The following is a 17,968-nucleotide window of genomic DNA, read 5'->3' as shown; positions in this document are numbered from 1 at the left end:
CTACGATCTTGGCGCGGCCGTGCGGCCGCAGCCGCCAATCCCGATCGAGCCGGAGAAGATCCGCTTCATCCCGACGTTCGATGCGCCGGCCGAGCCGGACGATGCGCCAGTCTACGCGCCCGAGCCGATCGCCTGGACCGCCGAGGCGGACGCCGCGGCCGCGGCGAACGAGGATCCGACCTTCCTCGCCATTCCGCCCGAACTGCGCGCGCCGATCGGGCATGAGCTGCCCGACGCCTTCTACGACACCCCCGAACTCACCGACATCGCGCATATCGATCGCGGCATGCTCGCCGAGGCGGGCATGATCGTGCCGGGCGCGCCGGTGGGGCCGCTCGCCGAGGAGTTCCGGCTGATCAAGCGGCAGCTGCTGATCACCCGCGAGCGGGTCGCCGAGGGCGGCAGCCCGGACAAGGCGCGCACCGTGCTGGTGTGCTCGGCCAAGCCGGGCGACGGCAAGACCTTCTGCGCGGTCAATCTGGCGCTGTCGATGGCGGCCGAGCGCGACACCGAGGTGCTGCTGGTCGACGCCGATTTCGCCAAGCCCGACGTGCTCGACCAGCTCGGCATCGCCCAGACGCCGGGGCTGCTCGATGCGCTGAGCGATAGCCACCTCGATGTCGAATCGCTGGTGATCCGTACCGACGTAGGCGGGCTCTCGATCCTGCCGGCGGGCACCAAGACCGCGACCGACACCGAATTGCTCGCCTCGGCTCGGACCCGCGCGGTGATCGCGCGGCTGCTCGAGGCCAACCCGCGCCGCATCGTGATCTTCGATTCGCCGCCGGCGCTGGCGGCGTCGCCCGCCTCGGTGCTGGCGATGCTGGTCGGCCAGGTGCTGCTGGTGGTGCGCGCCGATCGCACGCCGGAAAGCGAGCTGCGCCAGGCGGTGCATCAACTCGACGGGTGCGAGCATATCGCCCTCGTGCTCAACGCAGTGTCGTTCGTGCCGGGGGGGCAACGGTTCGGCACCTATTATGGCCAGGAGATCGACAGATGATCCGTGCCTTGATCCGGGGCGGCGCGGGGGGCGCCGTGCTGGGTGTCGCCGCGCTGGGGGGGGCACCCGCCACCGCGCAGAGCAGTCGCGTCACTGCGACGCCCTATATTGAGGTGGGGCAGATCCTCGACGCCGATCTCACCAACGGCGACGTGCTGACCTATTCGACGGTGGCGGCGGGGATCGACCTGTCGGCAAGCACGCGGCGCGTCGATGGGCAGCTATCCTACCGCTACGAGCGGCAGATCTCGTGGGACGACGATGTCGGCGACAGCGACGTCCATACCGGCTTGGCGCGCGTGGCCGCGAAAGTGGCACCCGGGCTGACGCTGGAAGCCGGCGGCCTCGCGACGCGGACGCGTAGCGACATCCGCGGCGCCGCGCCGGGCGTGCTGACTGGCAACAACGACAACATCAGCCAGGTCTATGCGGTTTATGCCGGGCCGAGCTATGCCACCCGCGCGGGGCCGCTGGCGATCGCGGCGAGCTATCAGGCCGGCTACACCAAGGTGGAGCAGCCGAGCTATACGGCGGTGCCTGCAGGGCAGGTGCGCCTCGACAATTACGATCACTCGTTCGGCCAGGTCGCGGGCGTGAGCGTCGGCGTTCAGCCGGGGCAGGTGGCGCCGATCGGCGCGACCGCCAGCGCCGGCTGGGAGCGCGAGGACGCCGGCCAGCTCGACGGCCGCTACCAGGGCTATCACGTCCGCGGCGATGTGCTCGCGCCGGTGTCTGCCAATGTCGCGCTCACCGCGGGCGTCGGCTATGAGAAGATCGAGACCAGCGAGCGCTCTGCGCTGGTGGCGGCCGATGGCACGCCGGTGCTGGGCAACGATGGCCGCTACGTTACCGACAAGGCATCGCCGCGGCAGATCGCCTATCGCACCGATGGCGTCTACTACGACGCCGGCGTGGTGTGGCGGCCCAACCACCGGACCTCGGCGGAGGCGCATGTCGGCCGGCGCTACGGCTCGTGGAGCTATACCGGGACGATCGCCTATCAGGCGAGCCAGTCGGTCGGGTTCACCGCGCAGGTCTATGACCAGGTGACGACCTTCGGCCAGCAGCTGCGCGCCGGGCTCGCGAACCTGCCGACCAGCTTCATCGCCGCGCGCGACGCCTTCACCCAGCAGTATAACGGCTGCGTGTTCGCGACCAGCGGCGCGGCGCCGGGCGGCTGCCTCAACGACGTGTTCCAGTCGATCTCGACGGCGAGCTATCGCGCCCGCGGGGTGGATGCCTTGCTGTCGGCGACGCGCGGGCGGACGACGTTCGGCGGCGGCGTCGGCTATGCCAACCGCAAGCTGTTCAACCGCGACGACGTGCCGGGGGTGCTGCTCTACGGTATCGAGGACGAGAGCTATTATGGCGAGCTGTTCTACAATCGCAGCCTGACCGCGCGTTCGTCGTTGGACGGCAATCTCTTCGTCAATTACTATCAATCGGGTATCGCCGATACCGACGGCGTGTGGTCGTACGGGGGCACCGCCAGCTACGGGCGCAGCTTCGGACGCGTCACCACCACCGCCTCGGCGGGCGTGTATGCGTTCGACATCGGCGATCTGGATACCCAATGGTCGGCGCAGGCGTTGCTCGCCGCGCGTTATTCATTCTGAGGGCGGCTCATGTACGACAATCATTATGGACTGAGCGGCCGGCCGTTCCAGCTGACCCCCGATGCCAAATTCTGGTATGAGACGGCGACGCACCGCAAGGCGATGGCCTATCTCGGTTATGGCCTGGCGCAGGGCGAGGGCTTCATCGTCATCACCGGCGATATCGGCGCGGGCAAGACCACGCTGATGGGGCACCTCACCGACGGCATCGATCCTGCGCACCTCAACGTCATCCAGATCGTCTCCACCGCGATCGAGGCGGACGACCTGCTGCGGATCGTCGCCACCGGCCTCGCGGTGGATCCCAAGGGGCTCGCCAAGGCGCAGCTGCTCACCGCGATCGAGCGTGGGCTCCATGCGGTGGCGCGCAGCGCGCGGCGGACGCTGCTGATCGTCGACGAGGCGCAGGCGCTGCCGGTCTCGGCGCTTGAGGAGCTGCGGATGCTCTCCAATTTTCAGGCCGGCGGCCATGCGCTGCTGCAGATCGTGCTGCTCGGCCAGCCCGAGTTCCGTGACCGGCTGCATGGCTCGGACCGGCTCGAGCAATTGCGCCAGCGGGTGATCGCGATCCACCATCTCGATCCGATGGAGGAGCATGAGGTGGCCGATTACATCGCCCACCGGCTGTCGATCGTCGGCTGGCAAGGGCGGCCGGACTTTGCGGTGGATGCGTTCGAGGCGCTGTATCGCGGCTCGGGCGGCGTGCCGCGGCGGCTCAACCTGCTCGCCGGCCGGGTGATGCTGCATGCCGCGATCGAGGATCTCGACCTGATCGACGCCAGCGTGGTGCGCGCGGTGCTGCGCGATCTCGCGGCGGACCTGCCGCTGGTGACGATCGAGGCGGACCCGGCGCCGCTGCCGATCGCGGCGGCGACCGAGCCTGCCGCCGAGGAGGAGCCGCGCCGGTTCACGCCGCGTACCGACCGGTGGCTCAATATCGTCAACAACGAGGCGCCGGAGGACGTGCCCGAGCCCGAGACGTCGACGATCGTTTCCGAACGGCTGGCTGCGCTTGAGGCGCGCGTCGACGAGCAGGATGCGGCGCTGCGCCGGGTGCTGACGCTGCTGGTGGATTGGGTGGAATCCGATCGCACCGATGCCGCGGGGATCGCCGACCAGGCCGATTACGCGCCGATCCGGCGAGGCACCGCCTGGGGCGATGCGGCCTGATCCGGTGAGCAGCGCAGCGGCGCCGACGGGTCGCCCTCTCAACGGTATGTCGGTGGACGTGGAGGATTGGTTCCAGGTCGGCGCGTTCGAACGCGTGATCGACAAGGGCGACTGGGACCGGCTGCCGGCGCGGGTGGAGCAGAACAGCGACGCAGTGCTGGCGCTGTTCGCCGAGAGCGGGGTCAAGGCGACCTTCTTCACGCTCGGCTGGGTGGCGCATCGCTATCCGGCGCTGATCCGGCGGATCGCCGATGCCGGCCATGAGATCGCCAGCCACGGCTGGGATCACCAGCGCGTGTTCACGATGGACGCGGCGACCTTCCGCGCCGATCTGCTGCGTGCCCGCACCGCGCTCGAGGATGCCGGCGGCCAGGCGGTGACCGGCTATCGCGCGCCGAGCTTCTCGATCGATACCCGTACCCCGTTCGCGCATGCCGAGCTGGCGGCCGCGGGCTATGCCTATTCGTCGAGCGTCGCACCGGTGCGGCACGACCATTATGGCTGGCGCGAGGCGCCGCGCTACGCGTTCCGCCCGCTCGCCGACAGCGCGCTGGTCGAGCTGCCGGTGACGGTGGCGAAGATCGGGGGCAAGCACCTCGCCACCGGCGGGGGCTTTTTCCGGCTGCTGCCCGCGGCGCTGACCGATTTCGCGGTGCGCCAGGTGAACGGCGCCGGCCACGCCGCGATGTTCTATTTCCATCCCTGGGAGATCGATCCCGCCCAGCCGCGGGTCGCGGCGGCGCCGCTGCGCTCGAAGATCCGCCATTATTCCCGGCTCGGCGCGATGGCGGGCAAGCTGCGCGGGCTGATCGGCCGGCATGACTGGGGCCGGGTGGATGCGGTGGTGGCGCGCGAGGCGGCGGCGCTGCCGTGACCCATCCGCTGACGGTGCGCGAAGCCGACCTCGCCGACGCGCGCGATAGCGCTGCGATCGACGCGTTCGTGCGCGGCCAGACCGATGCGACGCCGTTCCACCTGCCGGGGTGGAGCCGCGCCATCCAGGCGGGCAGCGGCCAGCGCGCGCATTATCTGGTCGCCGAAGGGGCGGGGCGGATCGCCGGCGTGCTGCCGCTGACCGCGATGCGCTCGCCGCTGTTCGGCAAGGCACTGATTTCGGCCGCGTTCGCGGTCGACGGCGGCATCCTCGGCACGGGCATCGAGCCGCTCGCCGCCGCGGCCTGGGCGCTGGCCAGGCGCCTGGGCTGCCCCGAGGTGGAACTGCGCGGCGGCGCGGCGCCGGACGGCTGGGCGACGGACGACCAATCCTATCTGGGCTTCGTCCGCGACCTCGCCGCCGACGACGAGGCCGAATTGCTCGCGATCCCGCGCAAGCAGCGTGCCGAGGTGCGCCGGTCGCTCGGCTTCGATCTCGATGTCGTGGTCGACACCGACGCCGCCGCTTACGCCGAGCATCACCGCGTCTATGCCGAGTCGGTGCGCAACCTCGGCACGCCCGTGTTTCCCGCCAAGCTGCTGCGCGCGGTCGCCGGGGAGCTGGACGCCGACGTGCTCACCGTGCGCCACGGCGGCAAGGCCGTGGCGAGCGTGCTCAGCCTGTATTTCAATGGCACCGTCTATCCCTATTGGGGCGGCGGCACCGCGGCGGCGCGGGGCTTGCGCGCCAACGACCGGATGTATTTCGCGCTGATGGCGCACGCGCGCGCGCGCGGCTGCACGCGGTTCGACTTCGGGCGATCGAAGACCGGCACCGGTGCGGCGGCGTTCAAGAAGAATTGGGGGTTCGTGCCCGAGCCGCGGCGCTACGCCAAGCGCAGCGACGGGCCGGCGCGCGAGGTCAATCCGCTCAACCCCAAATATGCACTGATGGTGCGCACATGGCAGCGGTTGCCACTGCCGATCGCCAACCTCGTCGGGCCATGGATATCCCGGGGCCTGGGGTGATGGACATCCTGTTCCTCGCCCATCGTACCCCGTTCCCGCCCGACCGCGGCGACAAGATTCGCAGCTTCCACATCCTTCGCCATCTCGCCGGCAGGGCGCGGATCCACCTCGTCGCCTTCGGCGAGGAAGCGGCGGATATGACGCCGCCGCCGGCGTTCAGCGAGCTGTTGGCGAGCTGCACCATCGTGCCGCGCGGCAAGTCGCGCGCGGTCGCCGCGATGGAAGCGCTGGCGAGCGGCCGGCCGGTGTCGCTGACCGCTTTTGCGGCGCCGGCGCTGCGGCGCGCGGTCGACGCTGTGCTCGCCGGGCAGGCGATCGACGCGAACTACTGTTTCTCGGGGCAGATGGCGCAATATCTTCCCGACGCCGGACCGCCGGTGGTGATGGACTTCGTCGACGTGGATTCGGCCAAGTTCGCCGGCTATGCGAGCCGCGGCCTGCCGCCGCTGCGCTGGCTGATGCGGCGCGAGGCGCGGCTGCTGGGTGCGTTCGAGCGTCAGGTCGCGGCGCGGGTCGCCGCCAGCCTGTTTGTCAGCGAGGCGGAGGCGGCGCTGTTTCGCGATGGCGGCGCGCGCGGGCGGATTCTAGCGGTCGAGAATGGCATCGATGCCGGGCAATATGATCCGGCGCATGTCGATCCGTTGCCCGGCATGGGTCCGCTGATCGTCTTCACCGGGCAGATGGATTATCCGCCGAACATCGAGGCGGTGCGCTGGTTTGCCACGGCGGTGCTGCCGCGGCTGGTGGAGTGTCATCCGGGGCTGCGGCTGGCCATCGTCGGTCGCGCGCCCACCGCGGCGGTGACGGCGCTGGCCAGCGCGCAGGTGCTCGTCACCGCCGCGGTGGACGATGTCCGGCCGTGGCTCGCAGCGGCGACGGTGTGCATTGCACCGCTGCAGCAGGCGCGCGGGATCCAGAACAAGGTACTCGAGGCGATGGCGATGGCGCGGCCGGTGGTCGCCTCGGCCGCGGCGGCGGAGGGGATCGACCATGGCGGGACGGTTCGGGTGGCCGCCGATGCCGAGGCGCAGGTCGCGGCGATCGAGGCGTTGCTGGGAGACCCGATTGGCGCGGCGGCGCTGGGCGCAGCGGCGCGGGCGCGGGTGCTGGCGCGCTATGACTGGGCGGCGCGATTGGCGCCGCTCGATGGAGTGTTGGCCGAGATTGCCGGCGGAGGTGGGACGAATGCGTAGCTTCGTTGGTCTCGCACCGTCAGGCGTGCCGGCGAAAACCAGGATCCTTGGCGACGGCATGGGGAAGGAGGCGCGTAAGATCCCAGCGTTCGCTGGGATGACGAGCAGGTTCGAGGGAGTGGGACTAACTTCCGTCATCCCAGCGAAGGCTGGGATCTCTGCCGATACGGGTGGGAATGGAGTCGCAGAAGGCCGTAGCGGTCGCTGGAGCGACGGACCGTCGCTGGCGCCGGAGTGGCGCGCGACATGACAGGCGCATTGGGCCTTACTGCGGCGCGCGGGCGCGGTGGAGCGGCGCTGGGTTGGCGCCTGCATGGGGCGGCCTTGACGGTCGTCGCGGCGGCGATCCTGCTGATCTTTCGCGTTGATGTGGCGCGGCTGGTGGGCATCTGGTGGACCAGCACCACCTTCGGGCACTGCCTGTTCATCGGGCCGGTGATCGCCTGGCTGGTGTGGCAGCGGCGGCGAGAGCTGGAGCAGCTCGCGCCGACCGCCTGGTGGCCGGGGCTGGCGCTGGTCGCAGCAGGTGCGCTGTGCTGGCTGATGGGTGATGCCGGCTCGGTCACCTTTGCGCGGCAGCTGGGATTGGTGGTGATGCTGCAGGGCGCGGCCGTGACGCTGCTCGGCCCGCACGTCGCCCGCGCGCTGGCGTTTCCGCTCGGTTATGCCTTGCTGCTGGTGCCGTTCGGCGAGGAACTGGAGCCGCCGCTGCAGGCGGTGACGATCGCACTGCTGATGCCGATGCTCCACCTCGTCGGCGTGCCAGCCGAATCGAACGGCGTGCTGATCCACGCCGGCCGCTATTTCTTCGAGGTGGCGGAGGCCTGTTCGGGCGCCAAATTCGTGATCGCGATGGTCGCGTTCGGTTTGCTGGTGGCGAACCTCTGCTTCGTCTCGTGGCGCCGGCGTGCATTGTTCATGGTCGCGGCGGTGATCGTGCCGATCGTTGCCAACGCGCTGCGGGCGTTCGCGACCATCTATGCCGCCAATCTCACCAGCGTCGAGGCGGCGACCGGTTTCGACCATATCGTCTACGGCTGGATCTTCTTTGGGCTGGTGATGGCGGCGGTGCTGGCGATCGGCTGGCGCTGGTTCGATCGCGCGCCCGACGCACCGGCGTTCGATCCTGCGGCGTTGCCGCCGCCGCGGCGTGGCCGACTGCCGCTCGCCGTGGCGCTGGGGCTGACGATCGCGGTGGTCGCGATGGCGCCGGCGTGGAGCGGGCTGGTCGCGGGGCGCGCCGCGACGTTGCCGGCGCATATCGAGCTGCCGGCGGTAAAGGGGTGGACGCGCGCGCCGCTCAGCACGGTGGCACCGTGGCAGCCTTATTATCCGGGCGCCGACCATTATCTGTTCGGCCGCTACGGCGACGGCCGCGACGCAGTGGACGTCGCGATCGCGGTCTATGGCAGCCAGCACGAGGGCAAGAAATTGGCGGCATTCGGCACCGGCGTGCTGCGCGAGGAGGATCGCTGGGTGCGGGTCGGCGACGAGCCCGCGATCGCGGGCGGGTCGGCGATGCGGATCACCGCGCCGGGGCCGGTGGAGCGCGTGGTCGCGACATGGTATCGCGTCGGCGATCTGGTGACGGCGGACGAGCGATTGGTGAAGATCGAAACGATGAAGGCAAGGCTGCTCGGCGGTCCGCAACGCGCGGTGGCGATCCATCTCTCCGCCGAGGCGGGGCCGGGGCGCGATCCGCGCGGGGCGATAGAGCGGCTGCTCGCCGCGATCGGTCCGATCGACGCCTTGGCCGACCACGCCGCGGGCCTGCGCTAGATGTGCGGCATCGCCGGGATCTTTCATCCCGCGACCCCCAAGCCGGTCGATCCAAACCGCATCGCGGCGATGATCGCTGCCCTCTCGCATCGCGGGCCCGATGGCGACGGCATCTTCACCGCGCCCGGCGTCGGGCTGGGCCATCGCCGGCTGTCGATCATCGATCTCGAGGGCTCGCCGCAGCCGATGCAGGCGGGCGGGCTCACCGTCACCTACAATGGCGAGATTTACAATTTCGCCGACCTGCGCGCCGAGCTCGAGCGCAAGGGCGCACGCTTCCACACCGCCGGCGACACCGAGGTGCTGCTGCATGGCTGGCGCGCGTGGGGCCCGGGCCTGCTCGACCGGCTCAACGGCATGTTCGCCTTCGCGCTGCACGACGCCGACGCGGCGACGCTGTTCCTCGCGCGCGACCGAATGGGGGTGAAGCCGCTCCATTACGTCGAGCTGTCCGACGGCAGCCTGGCGTTCGCGTCGGAATTGAAGGGGCTGCTCGCGCACCCGCTGCTGCGCCGGGTGCCCGATCTCACCGCGGTCGAGGATTATCTCGCCTTTGGCTATGTGCCCGACGATGCCTGCCTGGTCGCCGGGGTGCGCAAGCTGGCCGCGGGGCATTTCCTGCTGGTGGAGCGCGGCCGGCCGGTGCCGAGCCAGCGGCAATGGTGGGACGTGAGCTTCGCGGATCGGGCGAGCGGGTCGGCCACGGCGCTCGGCGAGCAGCTGATCGAGCATCTGCGCAACGGCGTGCGCAGCCGGATGGTCGCGGACGTGCCGCTCGGCGCGTTCCTGTCGGGCGGGGTGGACAGCTCGGCGGTGGTGGCGCTGATGGCCGAGGCGAGCCCCAAGGCGGTGAAGACCTGCACCATCGGCTTCGACGAGGCGGGACATGACGAGCGCGCGCATGCCCACGCGGTGGCGCGGCGGTTCGCCACCGATCATCACGAACGGGTGGTCTCGCCCGACGACTTCGGGCTGATCGACACGCTGGTGCATCATTTCGACGAGCCGTTCGCCGATGCCTCGGCGCTTGCCACCTACCGCGTCTCGGCGCTGGCGCGCGAGAACGTGACGGTGGCGCTGTCCGGCGACGGTGCCGACGAGGCGATGGCGGGCTATCGCCGCTACAAGTTCCAGGCCGCGGAAGAGCGGGTGCGCGGATTGCTGCCGACCGAGATGCGCCGCGCGGCGTTCGGCGCGCTCGGCCGCTGGTATCCCAAGGTGGACTGGGCACCCCGGCCGCTGCGCGCCAAATCGACGTTCCAGGCGCTCGCTGCCGATGGCGACGAGGCCTATGCGCTGGCGGTGGGGGTGACCGCGCCGGCGATGCGCCGGCGGCTGTTCACGCCCGAGGCGCGCGCCGCGCTCGGCGGGCATCGCGCCGAGGACCGCTATGTCGCGGCGATGCGCGCGGCGCCGGGGCGCGATGCGCTCGACCGCGCCCAATATGCCGACATGAAGATCTGGCTGCCGGGCGACATCCTCACCAAGGTGGACCGGACCAGCATGGCGGTGAGCCTGGAGGCGCGCGAGCCGCTGCTCGATCACCGGCTGGTGGATTTTTGCGCGACGCTGCCGGCGGCGATGCGGCTGCGCCATGGCGAGGGCAAGTGGCTGATGAAGCGCGCGCTCCAGCCCTATCTGCCGCGCGAGATCCTCTACCGCCCCAAGATGGGCTTCGTCACACCGATCAGCGCCTGGTTCCGCGGGCCGCTCGCCGAGGCGGCGGCGGGGATGGGGCGCTCGCGGCTGCTGGCGGATACCGGTTGGTTCGACCAGGGCGTGCTGGCGACGCTGGCGGCGGACCACCGCGCCGGCCGCGCCGAGCATGGCCGCACCTTGTGGCAGTTCACCATGCTCGAGCGCAGCCTCAGGCGATTGTTTGGTTAACTTTCCGTCAGGCTGGGGGCGCGAGTACCGTCATCGTTCCGTCACCAAAACATAATGCCGCCTTTACCATCGGGCTCTAGCAGCAGCGCCATGTTGTTGGACGTAGAGATGTTGCGCAGCGGATCGATCGGCTCAATCAATCCGTCCATCAAGGTCAACCGCCAGGCGCTGCCGCGCACCGCGACGCTGGCGGCGGTAGTGGACATGTTCCGCGCGCATGCCGATCTCCGGCTGCTACCGATCGTCGACGAGGCGCGCCGGCCGGTCGGCGCGATCCACGAGATCGACGTGCGCAGCATCCTGTTCAACCCGTTCGGCCATGCGCTGATGCAGAATCCGAGCATCGGCGGGTCGCTCGACGGGCTGATCCGGCCATGCGCCACCGCCGATGCGCATCTCGCGCCCGCCGAGCTACTCGACGCCTATCATCGCTCGCCGGGCGGCGAGGGCATGATCCTGACCAGCGGCGGCAGCTTCCATTCGGTGATCGATGCGCGCGAGCTGGCGCGGCTCGCCGCCCAGCGCCAGCTCGACCAGGTGGCGGAACGCAGCGCCCGCGCCGAGCGGATCGATGCGGCTGGGCGCGGCTTTACCGGGGAGGTCGCCGCCCTGGTTGCAGAGCTCGGCGCAATCGCGGGGCAGGTGCAGCGTCTTGCCGGTCATCTGATCGAGCGCGCCGGCAGCACCCGCGACGGCTCCGCCTCGGTGGCGGCGGCGGCGGGGCAGACGGTGCAGGCCCTAGGCGAGATCGCCGGGCGCGGGCGCAGCCTTGCCGCGACGCTCGACAGCATCGCGCGCAACACCGCGCAGGCCGCGCGGATTCGCGGCGATGCGCGCGCGGCGGTGCATCAAACCGGGACCAGGGTGGCTGCGCTGGCGCACTCCGCGGGCGCGGTGGACGACATGCTGCGGCTGATCCAGACGATTGCCGCCCAGACCAACATGCTCGCGCTCAATGCCGGGATCGAGGCAGAGCGGGTCGGGGAGGCCGGCCGGGGCTTCGCGGTGGTCGCCGCCGAGGTGAAGACGCTGGCGCAGCAGACCAGCGCCGCCGCCAAGGACATCGCGCTGCACGTGACGGAGATGAACGGCTTGCTTGGCGACGTGGTCGGCGGCCACGAGCTGCTCGGGCTGGCGATGGAGGCGATCGCGGAGACCGGCGCGTCGATCGACGCCGAGGTGCAGGCGCAGACCGGCGCCACCCATGCGATCGCGGTCAATGTCGAGCAGTCGGTGGAGGCGGGCGGCGACATCCGCGCGCGGATGGGGGCGATCAGCGAGCAGGCCGCGGCGCTGGGCGACGATGCCCGCGTGCTCGAGCGATTGTCGGCGACGCTGACGCGATCGACCGATCGGCTGCGCGAGCGGGCGCAGGGGTTCGTGGGCGTGGTGGCGGCGCTGTAGGCGTTCGCGTCAGCGCAAACCCGCCAGCGTCTGCAGCGTCCAGCGGTCGAACAGATCGGGCCACAGTGAGCCCGGATTGATCCGCGGCAGGCGGGTGCCGAAGCCGTGGCCGCCGCGCTCGATGATATGCGCCTCGACCGGCACCCGCGCCTCGCGGGCGGCGGCGAGGAGATCGAGGCTGTTGGTGACCGGCACCGTCGGATCGTCCTCGGCAGCGAGGACGAACAGCGGGGGCGTGGCGGCGTTGATGTGGCGATCAACCGCATAGCGGCGCTGCATCGCCGGATCGGGATCGGGACCGAGCAGGTTGGCGCGCGAGCCGCCGTGGCTGCGGCCGGCGTCCATGCTCGACACCGCGTACATCAGTCCGGCAAAGGCCGGGCGCGCCGACTGGCGGTCGGCGGCGTCGAGCGGGCGGTAGACGCGCAGATCGTGGAGTGTTGCCAGCGACGCGGCGAGGTGGCCGCCGGCGGAGAAGCCGAGCACGCCGAGCTTGGCGGGATCGATGCGAAACCGCGCCGCATTCTCCCGGATCAGCCGCATCGCACGCTGGGCGTCGCTGAGCGGCACGTCGGCGCGGTCGGCCCAGCCCTCACCCGGCAGGCGATAGTTGAGCACGAAGCCGGTGATGCCCTGCGCGGCGAGCGTCAAGGCGACATCGATGCCCTCGCCGCGCAGCGAGGTCACCGAATAGCCGCCGCCGGGCACGATCAGCACCGCGCGGCCGTCCGGTCGCCGGGGCCGGAACACGCCGACGTCGGGGCGCACGGTGCCGCGCATCAGCAGGTTGCGATAGCCGTCGGTGCGTTCGCGGGTGATCTGCGGGCGGGGGCGCAGGCCAGGGGGGACGCGCAACTCGCCGGCAGGCCACAGGTCGAAGCGCTCGGCCGGCGGCCAGCTCGGCAGGCTGCCATCCGCCGCCAGCGCGGCGGCACGCGCGCGGGCGATCGCCGGCGCGGCGATCGCGCCGAGACCGAGCGACAGAGCGATGAGGTGGCGGCGGTCAACGGTCATGGCCGCGTTACCTGCCGGGGGTGGTGACGTAAGTCGAGCGGGGATGTCACGCCGCGCGTCGAGCGCGACGGATGTCAGCCCTCAGCGCAGCTTGGCGATCGACAGGCCGTCGGCCTTGGCGCGGTCCTTGGTCGATTCTTCCGAGCGCTTGAGCGCCTTGGCGATCGCCTTCAGCGCCATGCCCTTTTTGGCGAACTGGTGCAGCTTCTGGATTTCGTCGGTCGTCCAGGGCTGACGATGGCGCTCGAATGCTTCACCCTTGGCCATCGTCAGTTCCTTTCGTCGTATATGCTTACTTGTCGAAGATCGTCGCCCACTTGTGGACCGGGCGATCCTTCCACAGGCCACGGTGATAGGCGTCGGAGGCGAGCAGCGGCATCACGCTGCCGGCTTCGGCGAACACCATCTGCTCGATTGCGGTGTTGACCTTGCCCCAGCTCGCCGCTTCCTGCAGCGTCGAGGAGGAGCAGGCGCCGTCGCGGACGTCGGCGACGGTGATCTGCACCGCATATTTGTGGACCTGGACGTCGTCGTGACCGAGAATTTCGGCGCAGACCACGGTGTCCTGGATGAAGTTCTTGGGCACGCCGCCGCCGATCATCAGCAGCCCGGTGACGCCTGCCTCGATCTTGATCTGGGTGAGCTCGCGGAAATCGGCGATGGCGTCGAGCACCATGTACGGCTTGCCGGCCTTGGCGCGGTCCACCTGATGCTTGACAAGCCCGAAGCCGGCCGAGCTGTCGACGAACGCCGGGCAGAAGATCGGCACGTCATGCTCATAGGCGAGCTTGACGAGGCTGTTCTCCTTCTTGCCGTGCTCGACGAGATACTTGCCCATTTCGCGAATGAACGCGCGGCTCGAATAAGGGCGCGGCTCAAGCGTCTCGGCAATCTCGAAGATGGTATGGTCGACGTTCTGGAGCGCTTCCTCGTCGATGTAGGTATCGTAGATACGATCGATGTAGAGCGAGCGCAGCACGTCGTCGTGCGGCACCTCAAGCGCCTGATAGTGCTTGTGGCCGAGGCCCTCAAAGAAATCCATGTCGACGATCGAGGCGCCGGTGGCGACGATGCCGTCGATCATGTTGTTGCGGACCAGCTCGGCGTAGAGGTCCATACAGCCGCCGGCCGAGGTGGAGCCCGCGATCACCAGGAAGATCGAGCAATCCTTGTCCGCCAGCATCTGATTGTAGATGTTGGTGGCGCGGCCGAGATCGCGGCTGGTGAAGCTCATGTCGGCCATCGCGTCGACGATCGGGCGGGCGTCGAAGCTCTTGATGTCGATGTGTTTGACCTGCTTGGAGAGCAGTTCCGCCTTGCGGGTGTCGTTGATCGGCGCGTTGCTGCCGGCAGTCTTGGTGAGGGTATCGGTCATGGCTGGCCTTTGGCTATCCAGAACCCGTCGTCGTTCAATGGGGACGCGGAAACCCGTAGCGTCTCCTCCCGCCGCAGCGGGAGGAGAGAACCTGTATCTAAGTGATTGGCGTTACAGCTTGACGACGTTGGAGCCGCGATGCTCGTCGGCCGCCTCGTCGTGCAGGTACACCGACAGCATCGGCTCGTCGCTCACCATCACCGTCTCGCCCGTGCCGAAGCCGTTGAAGCCAGTGCGCATCGCGACGCCATAAGCCCCGAGCATGCCGATCTCGAAATAATCGCCGGTGTTGGTATCCGCCGGCAGCGGGAACGGCCCCGCCATGTAATCGAGATCGTCGCAGGTCGGGCCCCAGAAGCTGAAGTCCATGTCGCGCGCATCGGACTCCGGCTCGCGCAGCAGCTGCACCGGATACTTCCAGCCGATATGCGCGGCATCGAACAGCGTGCCATAGGCGCCGTCATTGATGTACAGCTCGGTGCCGCGGCGGCGCTCGACGCGGACCACCACCGAGGAATATTCCGCACACAGCGCCCGGCCGGGCTCGGCCCAGAGTTCGGCCGAATAGCTGATCGGCAGGCTCTCGAACGCGCGGTGGATCGTCTCGAAGAAACGCTCCAGCGGCGGCGGGGTCATGCCCGGATAGGCCGACGGGAAACCACCGCCGACGTCGATTACGTCGACAGTGACCGCCGCATCGACGATCGCCGCCCGCACCCGCTCCATGGCATTGGTGTAGGCGTCCGGCGACATCGTCTGGCTGCCGACGTGGAAGCAGATGCCGAGCGCGTCGGCGACCTGGCGGGTCGCCATCAGCAGCGCCTTGGTTTCCGCCGGGCCGGCACCGAACTTCGAGCCGAGGCTGAGCTTGGCATATTCGGACGAGACGCGCAGGCGCACGCAGAGCGTCAGATCCGTCGCGGCAACCCCGTCTTGCTGGGTCGTGGCGCGAACGATCTTGTCGAGCTCTTCCAGACTGTCGAGCGAGAAGGTGCGGACGTCGTGGCTGAAATACGCCTCGGCGATCGCCTCTTCCGACTTAACCGGGTGCATGAAGCAGCAGACGGCGTCCGGCAACGTCGCCTTGACGAGACGCACCTCGGCGATCGAGGCGGTGTCGTAATGCGTGATGCCATTGTCCCAGAGGATCTGGAGCAGGTCAGGCGACGGGTTTGCCTTGACCGCATACATCGAGCGACCCGGAAACTTCTCCACGAAGAATCGGGCGGCCCGCGCAGCTGCATGCGGACGAACGAGCGTTACCGGATCAACCGGACGTCGCGTGGCGATATCGATGCCGCCTCCGAGAACAGAGGAGCCGGCGGTCGAGAGGGGCGCTAACCCCAACGCGCTATAGTGCTTGGCCAATTCAAGGGACCTCCAATTGCCTTTCGGCATACGGTGACAAAAGCTGCCTTGCGGTTGGAAGTCCCATGGGGCAGCGGAGGCGCGATCTATGGTCGCTGCGGCCCCATGTAAAGTGGCTATGCGACGGAAGGGGTGAAAAGTGACTATTCTGCGACAACCGACGCGGGCCGGCGTGCGCGACGCCGCCGCCAAGATCGCGCGGGTGCTGCCGCCGACGCCGCTTTTCACGCATGAAATCAATGGCGTGACAATCGCGTTCAAGGCTGAATCGCTGCAGCCGATCGGCGCGTTCAAGATCCGCGGCGCGTGGCATCGGCTGACCGCGCTGGACGACGCGGCGCGGGCGCGGGGGGTGGTCGCCTTCTCGTCCGGCAACCATGCGCAAGGGGTGGCCTGGGCGGCTAAGCGACTCGGTATCGCCGCGACCATCGTCATGCCGGCGGATGCGCCGCGGGCGAAGCTGGAGGGCACGCTGGCGCTGGGCGCCGAGGTGGTGCGCTACGACCGCGCTACCGAGAGCCGCGAGACGATCGCGGCGCGATTGGCGGAGGCGCGCGGGGCGACGCTGGTGCCAAGCTTCGATGACGCCTGGATCATCGAGGGCCAGGGCAGCGCCGGGATCGAGGCGGCCGAGCAGATGGCGTTGGCAGGGTTGGGCGCGCCGCAGCATGTGATCATCCCTTGCGGCGGCGGCGGACTGTCGGCAGGGATCACGCTGGCGCTGCCCGAGGCGCGGATCACCGTGGTCGAGCCGGAGGGCTGGGACGACATGCGCCGCAGCCTGGAGGCGTCATGGATCGAGCCAGTGGGCGACAATCCGCCGCCGACCGCGTGCGATGCGCTGCAGACCCGGCTGGTGTCGCCGCTGACCTTCGACGTGCTGTCGCGCCGCGATGCGACCGGGGTGGCGGTTAGCGAGGCGGAGATCCGTGCCGCCCAGCGCTGGGCGGCGGAGACGCTGCGGCTGGTGGTGGAGCCCGGCGGCGCGGTGGCGCTGGCGGCGGTGCTGGCCGGGCGGGTGACGGCCGCGCCGGGGATGCTGGTGATCCTGTCCGGCGGGAATGTGGACATCGATGCCTTTGCGCGGGCGATTGGTTAGGCTGATGAATGGTCGGCTAGGGGCACTCTCCCGCCGTCATGCTGAACTTGCTTGAGGATCCATGACCTGAACTGGCCGCAGGCGAACGGGTAGTGTTGGCCATAGATGCTGAAACAAGTTCAGCATGACGACGGTTAAGGGGGAGGCCGAATCGCCGGCCTTGACGTTGCCATTTGGAATGACGGCGGGATCAGATCATGAATGACCTAATCGCCACGATTGCCAAGGCAGCGCCGGCGATTGCGATGCTTGGCTGTTTTGCTTGCCTGATCGGCGGCGGGGCGATGATCGCGGGGCGGCGCGATGTGCGCAAGGGCGTGCTGCTGCTGATCATGGCCGCGGTGCTGCTCGGCAATGTGGTGATCTGGCAGCTGTGACCGCTCCCCCGTGCTCCTGCGCAGGCAGGAGTCCAGGGAAGCGGCGATGTCTTTGGTAACCCTGGCTTCCTGCTTGCGCAGGACCCCGTGATCTCAGCGGATCGGCGAGTTGGGATCCAGCCGCATGTCGAGATAGCGATCCACGCTGCCCATCAGCTCGGGCATCTCATGCTCGAAGAAGTGGTTCGCCTTCGGGATGGTGTCGTGGTGGATGGTGATGTGCTTCTGGGTGCGCAGCTTGTCGACCAGCTTCTGGGTGGCGCCTGGGGTGGCGACCTCGTCATTCTCGCCCTGGATGATGATCCCCGACGAGGGGCAGGGGGCGAGGAAGCTGAAATCGTACATGTTGGCGGGCGGCGCCACCGAGATGAAGCCGCGGATCTCCGGGCGGCGCATCAGCAGCTGCATGCCGATCCAGGCGCCAAAGCTGACCCCGGCGATCCAGGTGGTGGAGGCTTCCGGGTGGAAGCTCTGCACCCAATCGAGCGCGCTCGCGGCATCGCTCAATTCGCCGACGCCGTTGTCGAACGTGCCCTGGCTCTTGCCAACGCCGCGAAAATTGAAGCGCAGCGTCGCGAAGCCGCGGCGCTGGAAGGTCTTGTAGAGCTCCTGGACCATGCGGTTGTTCATGGTCCCGCCCGCACTCGGATGCGGGTGGAGGATCATCGCCACCGGCGCGCGGGGGCGGGGAGCGGGGGCGAAACGGCCCTCGAGACGACCTTCGGGGCCGGGGAAGATGACTTCGGGCATGAACACTCGCACCGTGAAAGGAAGGCGCCCCGGT

The 17,968-nt window shown here is 69.2% G+C and carries 16 protein-coding genes; 11 read left to right on the top strand and 5 right to left on the bottom strand.

Features of this window, described 5'->3' with window-relative positions:
• Nucleotides 1–127: 127 nt before the first annotated feature.
• The 9 genes from OXR60_RS11535 to OXR60_RS11495 all read left to right on the top strand — a co-directional run bounded on the left by OXR60_RS11535 (nucleotide 128) and on the right by OXR60_RS11495 (nucleotide 11,951).
• Nucleotides 128–1,000 carry an AAA family ATPase gene (locus OXR60_RS11535; RefSeq protein WP_267396056.1) on the top strand — a complete coding sequence of 291 codons (873 nt, stop codon included), beginning with the start codon at nucleotides 128–130 and terminating at the stop codon, nucleotides 998–1,000.
• A complete protein-coding gene (locus tag OXR60_RS11530) occupies nucleotides 997–2,616 on the top strand; it encodes a hypothetical protein (RefSeq protein ID WP_267396047.1) in 1,620 nt (539 codons plus the stop codon). The genes OXR60_RS11535 and OXR60_RS11530 overlap by 4 nt, the downstream gene beginning before the upstream one ends.
• Before the next feature lie 9 nt (nucleotides 2,617–2,625).
• The gene (locus OXR60_RS11525) at nucleotides 2,626–3,786 is read left to right on the top strand and encodes an AAA family ATPase (RefSeq protein ID WP_267396045.1); all 1,161 of its coding nucleotides are present in this window, start codon (nucleotides 2,626–2,628) and stop codon (nucleotides 3,784–3,786) included.
• A 46-nt stretch (nucleotides 3,787–3,832) separates the two neighbouring features.
• Nucleotides 3,833–4,660 (top strand): XrtA system polysaccharide deacetylase, encoded by an 828-nt coding sequence (locus OXR60_RS11520; RefSeq protein WP_267396055.1) that lies wholly within the window; start codon nucleotides 3,833–3,835, stop codon nucleotides 4,658–4,660.
• The gene (locus OXR60_RS11515) at nucleotides 4,657–5,688 is read left to right on the top strand and encodes a FemAB family XrtA/PEP-CTERM system-associated protein (protein WP_267396044.1); all 1,032 of its coding nucleotides are present in this window, start codon (nucleotides 4,657–4,659) and stop codon (nucleotides 5,686–5,688) included. Before OXR60_RS11520 ends, OXR60_RS11515 begins: the two co-directional genes overlap by 4 nt.
• Nucleotides 5,664–6,881 carry a TIGR03087 family PEP-CTERM/XrtA system glycosyltransferase gene (locus tag OXR60_RS11510; RefSeq protein WP_267396042.1) on the top strand — a complete coding sequence of 406 codons (1,218 nt, stop codon included), beginning with the start codon at nucleotides 5,664–5,666 and terminating at the stop codon, nucleotides 6,879–6,881. Before OXR60_RS11515 ends, OXR60_RS11510 begins: the two co-directional genes overlap by 25 nt.
• Nucleotides 6,882–7,127: 246 nt before the next feature.
• A complete protein-coding gene (xrtA, locus tag OXR60_RS11505; RefSeq protein WP_267396041.1) occupies nucleotides 7,128–8,660 on the top strand; it encodes an exosortase A in 1,533 nt (510 codons plus the stop codon).
• On the top strand, nucleotides 8,661–10,547 hold the full coding sequence (locus OXR60_RS11500; protein WP_267396039.1) for an XrtA/PEP-CTERM system amidotransferase: 1,887 nt from the start codon (nucleotides 8,661–8,663) through the stop codon (nucleotides 10,545–10,547).
• Between the two features lie 90 nt (nucleotides 10,548–10,637).
• Nucleotides 10,638–11,951 carry a methyl-accepting chemotaxis protein gene (locus OXR60_RS11495; protein ID WP_267396038.1) on the top strand — a complete coding sequence of 438 codons (1,314 nt, stop codon included), beginning with the start codon at nucleotides 10,638–10,640 and terminating at the stop codon, nucleotides 11,949–11,951.
• A 9-nt stretch (nucleotides 11,952–11,960) separates the two neighbouring features.
• Here OXR60_RS11495 and OXR60_RS11490 read toward each other — a convergent pair whose 3' ends face one another.
• The 4 genes from OXR60_RS11490 to OXR60_RS11475 all read right to left on the bottom strand — a co-directional run bounded on the left by OXR60_RS11490 (nucleotide 11,961) and on the right by OXR60_RS11475 (nucleotide 15,708).
• Complete coding sequence (locus tag OXR60_RS11490) at nucleotides 11,961–12,965, bottom strand: alpha/beta hydrolase (protein WP_267396036.1); 1,005 nt, start codon at nucleotides 12,963–12,965, stop codon at nucleotides 11,961–11,963.
• An 81-nt stretch (nucleotides 12,966–13,046) separates the two neighbouring features.
• Nucleotides 13,047–13,232, bottom strand: coding sequence for a hypothetical protein (locus OXR60_RS11485; protein WP_267396035.1), 186 nt, complete (start codon nucleotides 13,230–13,232; stop codon nucleotides 13,047–13,049).
• A gap of 25 nt (nucleotides 13,233–13,257) precedes the next feature.
• Nucleotides 13,258–14,340, bottom strand: coding sequence for a deoxyhypusine synthase (locus OXR60_RS11480; protein WP_267396034.1), 1,083 nt, complete (start codon nucleotides 14,338–14,340; stop codon nucleotides 13,258–13,260).
• A 111-nt stretch (nucleotides 14,341–14,451) separates the two neighbouring features.
• A complete protein-coding gene (locus OXR60_RS11475; RefSeq protein WP_267396033.1) occupies nucleotides 14,452–15,708 on the bottom strand; it encodes a type III PLP-dependent enzyme in 1,257 nt (418 codons plus the stop codon).
• 139 nt (nucleotides 15,709–15,847) lie between these two features.
• Here OXR60_RS11475 and OXR60_RS11470 point away from each other — a divergent pair, with 139 nt between their 5' ends.
• Together OXR60_RS11470 and OXR60_RS11465 are read left to right on the top strand one after the other, a co-directional pair.
• Nucleotides 15,848–16,807, top strand: a complete 960-nt coding sequence (locus OXR60_RS11470; protein WP_267396032.1) for a threonine/serine dehydratase — start codon at nucleotides 15,848–15,850, stop codon at nucleotides 16,805–16,807.
• Between the two features lie 197 nt (nucleotides 16,808–17,004).
• Nucleotides 17,005–17,184, top strand: a complete 180-nt coding sequence (locus OXR60_RS11465; protein ID WP_267396031.1) for a hypothetical protein — start codon at nucleotides 17,005–17,007, stop codon at nucleotides 17,182–17,184.
• 93 nt (nucleotides 17,185–17,277) lie between these two features.
• Here the strand turns inward: OXR60_RS11465 and OXR60_RS11460 are convergent, their stop codons facing one another.
• On the bottom strand, nucleotides 17,278–17,934 hold the full coding sequence (locus OXR60_RS11460; protein WP_267396030.1) for an alpha/beta hydrolase: 657 nt from the start codon (nucleotides 17,932–17,934) through the stop codon (nucleotides 17,278–17,280).
• Nucleotides 17,935–17,968: the final 34 nt, after the last annotated feature.

It is taken from the genome of Sphingomonas sp. GC_Shp_5 (assembly GCF_026540855.1).
Lineage (GTDB): Bacteria > Pseudomonadota > Alphaproteobacteria > Sphingomonadales > Sphingomonadaceae > Sphingomonas.
Note: the sequence above shows the minus strand (reverse complement) of the source record. Positions and strands in the feature narration are given on the sequence as shown.